The 211-nt window shown below is 40.8% G+C and carries 1 pseudogene; it reads right to left on the reverse strand.

Going from position 1 to position 211, the window contains the following annotated elements:
• Positions 1 to 211: pseudogene (locus tag CHH91_RS20830) on the reverse strand (MFS transporter); the annotation flags it as partial.

Below are 211 nucleotides of genomic sequence, written 5' to 3' on the forward strand. Positions count from 1 at the left end.
ACGCTACGTCAGGCACTTCCGTAAGTACTTGTTTATCATTTTTGATGATGAAGGAAAGGAGCAAACTCATGATCCCAATGATGATGATCACAAAATAAGCATCATTCACTCCGTATATGGAAGCTTGCACCATGATATCTCCCTGCGCTGCTCCATTTGGTCCATCAACAGCCATTAGTTGTTGATAATGCTTATTGGTACTGTTTGTCAT

This window comes from Virgibacillus sp. 7505 (assembly GCF_002272135.1).
Lineage (GTDB): Bacteria > Bacillota > Bacilli > Bacillales > Amphibacillaceae > Terribacillus.